Annotated in this window: 4 protein-coding genes and 1 pseudogene; 4 read left to right on the top strand and 1 reads right to left on the bottom strand. The window is 66.3% G+C overall.

Annotated features, from left to right (window positions below; all coding sequences use genetic code 11):
* Positions 1-200: 200 nt before the first annotated feature.
* Together Q2M23_RS42955 and Q2M23_RS42960 are read left to right on the top strand one after the other, a co-directional pair.
* Positions 201-710, top strand: a complete 510-nt coding sequence (locus Q2M23_RS42955) for an OsmC family protein (RefSeq protein WP_076824652.1) — start codon at positions 201-203, stop codon at positions 708-710.
* 161 nt (positions 711-871) lie between these two features.
* Positions 872-1,669 carry a hypothetical protein gene (locus Q2M23_RS42960; protein WP_229193477.1) on the top strand — a complete coding sequence of 266 codons (798 nt, stop codon included), beginning with the start codon at positions 872-874 and terminating at the stop codon, positions 1,667-1,669.
* Between the two features lie 92 nt (positions 1,670-1,761).
* On the opposite strand, the gene mutS is transcribed toward Q2M23_RS42960, so the two are convergent.
* On the bottom strand, positions 1,762-4,491 hold the full coding sequence (gene mutS / locus Q2M23_RS42965; RefSeq protein WP_253638115.1) for a DNA mismatch repair protein MutS: 2,730 nt from the start codon (positions 4,489-4,491) through the stop codon (positions 1,762-1,764).
* 212 nt (positions 4,492-4,703) lie between these two features.
* Here mutS and pcaF point away from each other — a divergent pair, with 212 nt between their 5' ends.
* Together pcaF and Q2M23_RS42975 are read left to right on the top strand one after the other, a co-directional pair.
* Positions 4,704-5,912, top strand: a complete 1,209-nt coding sequence (gene pcaF / locus Q2M23_RS42970) for a 3-oxoadipyl-CoA thiolase (protein WP_028337987.1) — start codon at positions 4,704-4,706, stop codon at positions 5,910-5,912.
* 105 nt (positions 5,913-6,017) lie between these two features.
* A pseudogene (locus tag Q2M23_RS42975) lies at positions 6,018-6,184 on the top strand (protocatechuate 3,4-dioxygenase subunit beta); the annotation flags it as partial.

Raw genomic sequence — 6,184 nt, forward strand, 5'->3', positions numbered from 1 at the left:
GCCCGGAATTACCGGGCCGTCGTCACTCTCGCTGCCATCGTCCTATGGCTGCGATAAGTGTCCACACCACCTAGAGCATGATCCGGAAAAGTGTGAAGCGGTTTTCCGAAAAGATCATGCTAAAACAAGAATCTAAAGCGCGATGACGATTTCAGCCTGAGTCTCATCGCGCTTTAAGAAGAATAGCCGGGAGCAGACCCATGGACTCCGCCGAACTCCGCGCAATGCAGGCTCCGATCAAGGAGCGCTACAAGACCGACCCCCAGGCCGCCGTGATCACGCTGAAGGCCAAGGGATCGATCGACAATGAGAGCATCGCCTGCAAGGTCGAGACTGGCCGTGCGCTCGCGATCGCCGGCCTCCACCCCGCTACCGGCGGCTCCGGGCTCGAGCTTTGCTCCGGCGACATGCTGCTGGAAGCGCTGGTCGCCTGCGCCGGCGTCACGCTGAAATCGGTCGCCACCGCGATCGACGTGCCGCTGAAGCCCGGCAATGTCTTCGCCGAGGGCGATCTCGATTTCCGCGGCACGCTCGGCGTCGACAAGGAGACCCCGGTCGGCTTCCGCGAGATCCGCCTCCGCTTCGAGATCGGCACCGACGCGCCGCAGGACAAGCTCGATCTCTTGCTGAAACTCACCGAGCGCTATTGCGTGGTCTATCAGACCATCAAGAACGGCCCGAAGGTTTCGGTCACGATGCAGCGGGTGTAGCCGCTTTCAACGGTGTCGTCCCGGCCTAGTGCGCGATTGCGCATGGAACCGGGACCCATACGCCGTGTCTTCTCGATTCAAGCCCCGCTGCCCGACGGCTTTCGCTCCTCACGAACAGCCGTGGTTATGGATCCCCGGCCTTCGCCGGGACGACGGAACAAATGTCCCCCGAACTCCACTTCGTCCTGATCCTCGTGTTGCGCATGGCGGTTGCGGCCGCATTCGTGGTCAGCGCGTCCATCATCACGGAGCGTTCGGGACCGGTGATCGGCGCGCTGATCGCAACCCTGCCGATCTCGGCCGGGCCGTCCTACACCTTCCTCGCGCTCGACCATGACGCCGCCTTCATCGCCGAGGGGGCGCTGGCGAGCCTGCCGGTCAACGCCGCCACGATCTATATGGGCCTGACCTACGCCGTGCTGGCGCAGCGCTTCAGCATGTGGATCAGCGCGGGCAGCGCGATCGCGGTGTGGCTGGTGCTCGCCACCATCATCCGCCAGTTCGAGTGGTCGCTCGCCGCCGGGCTGATCGTCAACGCCATAACCTTTGCGATCTGCATCCCGCTGCTCCGGCCCTATCGGCACGTCGCGAAAATGCCGCTGATCGCGCGGCGCTGGTACGACATTCCGCTGCGCGCCGCGCTGGTCGCAAGCCTGGTCGGCACCGTGGTCACGGCGTCAGGCTGGGTCGGCCCGCGCGTCACCGGCGTGATGGCGCTGTTTCCGATCGTATTCTCCTCGATGATGCTGATCCTGCATCCGCGCATCGGCGGCCCCGCAACTGCCGCCGTGCTCGCCAACAGCGCCTGGGGCTTGATGGGCTTTGGCCTCGGGGTTGCGGTGCTGCACGTCGCGGTGCTGCAACTCGGCTCGCCAATCGGCCTTTGCTGCGCGCTCGCCACCTGCATCGTCTGGAATCTGGTGCTGTGGCAGATCGGGCGGAGGAAAGTAAAACGTTGACGCCGTCATTCCGGGGCGATGCGAAGCATCGAACCCGGAATCTCGAGATTCCGGGTCTGGTCCTTCGGACCATCCCGGAATGACGACAGCACCTACCCCTTCGGCAGCTTTGCCCTCAACGCATACAGCGCATCCAGCGCCTCGCGCGGCGACATTTCGTCGGGGTGCAGCGCCTTCACCGCCTCGACCAGCAGATCGGCCTCGCTCGGCGGCTTGTCCTCGCTGGCGGCGCGGGAGGGGACGGCGAACAGCGGCAGGTCGTCGACCAAAGCGCGCGCGGTCTGGCCGCGATCTTGCGCCTCGAGTTTGGCCAGCACCGATTTGGCGCGTGTGATCACCGCGGGCGGCAGGCCGGCGAGTTTTGCGACCTGGATGCCGTAGGATCGATCGGCCGAGCCCGGCAGCACCTCGTGCAGGAACACGACGTCGCCCTGCCACTCCTTGACCCGCACCGTGGCGTTGAACATCCGCGGCAGTTTCGCCGAGAGCGCGGTCAACTCGTGATAATGCGTCGCGAACAGCGTGCGGCAGCGGTTGCTCTCATGCAGATGCTCGATCGCGGCCCAGGCGATCGACAACCCGTCGAACGTTGCCGTGCCGCGGCCGATCTCGTCGAGGATCACCAGCGACCGCTCGCTCGCCTGATTCAGGATCACCGCGGTCTCGACCATCTCGACCATGAAGGTCGAGCGTCCGCGCGCCAGGTCGTCGGCGGCGCCGACGCGCGAGAACAGCCGGTCGACGATGCCGAGCCGCGCCCGCGACGCCGGCACGTAAGAGCCGATCTGTGCCAAGAGCGCGATCAGCGCATTCTGGCGCAGGAAGGTCGACTTGCCGGCCATGTTCGGACCGGTGATCAGCCAGAGCTGACCGGATTTCTGGCCCGGCGCCGGCGACAGGTCGCAGGCATTGGCGATAAACGGCTGGCCGTCGCGCTTCAGTGCCTGCTCGACCACCGGATGCCGTCCGCCCTCGATCGCAAAGCCGAGCGAGCCGTCGACATCGGGCCGCACGTAATTGTCGTCGATCGCAAGCTTGGCCAATGACGTCGCGACGTCGAGCATCGCAAAGGCATGCGCGGCGTTGCGCAGATCATCGCTCGCCGCGAGCGCCATCGCGCTCAGGCGTTCGAAGATCTCGAGCTCGAGATTGAGCGCGCGCTCGCCGGCATTGGCGATCTTGGCCTCGGTCTCGCCGAGCTCTGCGGTGGTGAAGCGGACCTGCCCGGCCAGCGTCTGGCGATGGATGAAGGTTGCATTCAGCGGCGGCGCGAACAGCTTGTCGCCGTGCTGCGCGGTGACCTCGACGAAATAGCCGAGCACGTTGTTGTGCCGGATCTTCAGCGTCTTGATGCCGGTATCCTCGGCATAACGCGCCTGCATCGCGGCGACGACGAGGCGCGAGGCGTCGCGCAAATTGCGGCTTTCGTCGAGCGCGGCCTCATAACCCTCGCGGACGAAACCGCCGTCGCGCTTGATCAGCGGAAGCTGCTCGGAGAGTGCGCGGGAGAATTCCTGCGCCAGATCGCGCGAGGGACGCTGTAGCGCCGCCATCACGGTCGAAACCTCGGCCGGCGGATTGGAAAGCTGCGCCAGCAGCTCCAGCGCCTGGTCGGCGGCGAGGATGCCGTCGCGCAGGCTGGCGAGATCGCGCGGGCCGCCGCGGCCGACCGAGAGCCGCGCCAGCGCGCGCGACATGTCGGGCGCCGCGCGCAGCACGGTCCTGACGTCCTCGCGCGCCGCGGAATCCGCGACGAAGGCCGAGACGGCATCGAGCCGCCGCGCGATCACGGCAACGTCGGTCAGCGGCGCGGCAAGGCGCTGTGCCAGGAGGCGCGAGCCGGCCGCGGTGACGGTGCAGTCGATCGCATCGAGCAGCGAGCCGCGACGCTCGCCGGCCAGCGTGCGGGTCAGTTCGAGGTTGGCGCGGGTCGCCGGATCGATCGCCATCGTGGTGCCGGCGGCCTCGCGCGCCGGCGGCGACAGCGGCGGACGTTTGCCGACCTGGGTGCGGTCGATATAGGTGACGGCCGCGGCTGCGGCGGTCGCCTCCAGTCGCGACATCGCTGACAGGCCGTCCATGGTCGCGACCGCGAAATAGTCGCAGAGTCGCCGCTCGGCGGTGGCGCTGTCGAACACGTCGCGGGTCAGCGGCGTCACCGACGGCAGTTCGCGCAAGGTCGGCGCCAGCTCGCTGTCGCTGTAGAGCGCATCGGTGACGATGGCCTCGTTCGGATTGATGCGCGCCAGCGTCGCCGCGAGCTCCGCGGTCGCACACTCCGTCACCATGAATTCGGAGGTCGAAATGTCGATCCAGGCAAGGCCAAGACGATCCGCACCGGCCGAGCCGCGGGCGCGCGCGATCGCGATCAAGTAATTGTTGGTGCGGGCGTCGAGCAGGGTGTCTTCGGTCAGCGTGCCCGGCGTCACCAGCCGCACCACGCCGCGGCGGACCACGCTCTTGTTGCCGCGGGCTTTGGCCTCCGCGGGATTTTCCGTCTGCTCGCACACCGCGACACGATGGCCGGCGCCGATCAGGCGATGCAGGTAATCTTCGGAGCGTTCGACCGGAACGCCGCACATCGGGATGTCCATGCCCTGATGCTTGCCGCGCTTGGTCAGCACGATGCCGAGCGTCCGGGAGGCGATCTCCGCATCCTCGAAGAACAGTTCGTAGAAGTCGCCCATCCGGTAGAACAGCAGCAGGCCGGGATGGGCGGCCTTGATTTCCAGATACTGTTCCATCATCGGCGTGACGCGCGACGGCGCCTCGGCGGCAGGAGCGGGCTCGGGCGGAACGGGGATGGGCTGCTGGACTGTCATGAGGGGGCGGAAACTACAAAATTTCGTCGCGCGGTCCTATCCGCGAAGTCGGGGTTTTCCACCCTGTCCACGCGCCAATTATGTCAGCCCTCACGGCAATGCGTGCGGGGCGCGCAGCCGCATCAATTGACCTGCCGCGGGCACGCTCCTAAAACCGATCTCAAGTTCCAGCAGATCCAGCGCCTAAGTCGCGGCATTCAGGGAGAGATTCAATGCGTGATGTGTTCATTTGCGATGCCGTCCGGACCCCGATCGGCCGTTTCGGCGGCTCGCTCGCCAAAGTACGCGCCGACGATCTCGCGGCGGCCCCGATCAAGGCGCTGATGGCCAAGCACCCGACGCTCAATTGGAACGAGGTTGACGAGGTCTATTTCGGCTGCGCCAACCAGGCCGGCGAAGACAACCGCAACGTTGCGCGCATGGCGCTGCTGCTCGCAGGCATGCCAGAGTCGGTTCCCGGCCAGACCCTGAACCGGCTCTGCGCCTCCGGCCTCGATGCAGTCGGCGCTGCGGGCCGCGCCATCCGCGCCGGCGAGATCGATTTCGCGATCGCGGGCGGCGTCGAATCGATGACGCGCGCGCCGTTCGTGATGGGCAAGGCCGCGGAAGCCTTCTCGCGTTCGTCCGAGATCTACGACACCACAATCGGCTGGCGCTTCATCAATCCGCTGATGAAGGCGCAGTACGGCGTCGATGCGATGCCAGAGACCGGCGAGAACGTCGCTGAGGAATTCCAGGTGTCGCGCGCCGATCAGGATGCGATGGCGATCCGCTCGCAGCAGCGTGCGGGCGCGGCGATTGCGTCGGGCTATTTCGCCGAGGAGATCGTTCCGATCCAAGTGCCCGGCGGCAAGGCCGGCCCGATCACCGTCGACAAGGACGAGCATCCGCGTCCGGAGACCACGCTCGAAGGTCTCGCCAAGCTGAAGCCGATCGTGCGCAATCCGGGCACAGTGACCGCGGGCAACGCGTCCGGCGTCAATGACGGCGCCGCCGCGATGATCCTCGCTTCCGAAGCCGCGGTGAAGAAGCACGGCCTGACGCCGCGCGCAAAAATCCTCGGCCTTGCCTCGGCCGCGGTGCCGCCGCGCATCATGGGCATCGGTCCGGTGCCGGCAACGAAGAAGTTGGTCGAACGCCTCGGCATCAAGGTGTCGGACTTCGACCTGATCGAGCTCAACGAGGCCTTCGCCTCGCAGGGTATCGCCTGCCTGCGCCAGCTCGGCGTCAAGGAAGACGCCGATTTCGTCAATCCGCATGGCGGTGCGATCGCGCTCGGCCACCCGCTCGGCATGAGCGGCGCGCGGCTGGTCTTGACCGCCGTGCACGGCATGGAGAAGCGGGGCGGGAAGCTTGCCTTGGCAACTATGTGCGTCGGAGTCGGTCAGGGCGTTGCGGTCGCGATCGAAAAACTTAATTAAGCCAATGGCTTGGAGGGGCTGAAAACAGCCCTTCCCCAAATTGGTTATGCATTATAATGATCTGACGTGAGCTCACCGGGCGCGTGGGCCGCGGAGGAATTCGCCATGACCTTGTTGTACCCGCTGCAATCGCTTGCGGCCCATCCGGCGCGGCTGTCGCCGGACTATCGCTCCACCGTGAAGCGTTCGCCGCAGAAGCCGCTGATCCCGATGCGGCACACGCTCTCGGAGCTGACCGGGCCGGTCTATGGTCATGAGACCGTGCGCGCGCA

Source organism: Bradyrhizobium sp. 33ap4 (genome assembly GCF_032654765.1).
Lineage (GTDB): Bacteria > Pseudomonadota > Alphaproteobacteria > Rhizobiales > Xanthobacteraceae > Bradyrhizobium > Bradyrhizobium australafricanum.

What these genes read in the sequence shown, in the direction of transcription:
- Q2M23_RS42955 (WP_076824652.1), top strand. Translation starts at nt 201, where the DNA reads ATGGACTCCGCCGAACTCCGCGCAATGCAGGCTCCGATCAAGGAGCGC.
- Q2M23_RS42960 (WP_229193477.1), top strand. Translation starts at nt 872, where the DNA reads ATGTCCCCCGAACTCCACTTCGTCCTGATCCTCGTGTTGCGCATGGCG.
- mutS (WP_253638115.1), bottom strand. Translation starts at nt 4,491, where the DNA reads ATGACAGTCCAGCAGCCCATCCCCGTTCCGCCCGAGCCCGCTCCTGCC.
- pcaF (WP_028337987.1), top strand. Translation starts at nt 4,704, where the DNA reads ATGCGTGATGTGTTCATTTGCGATGCCGTCCGGACCCCGATCGGCCGT.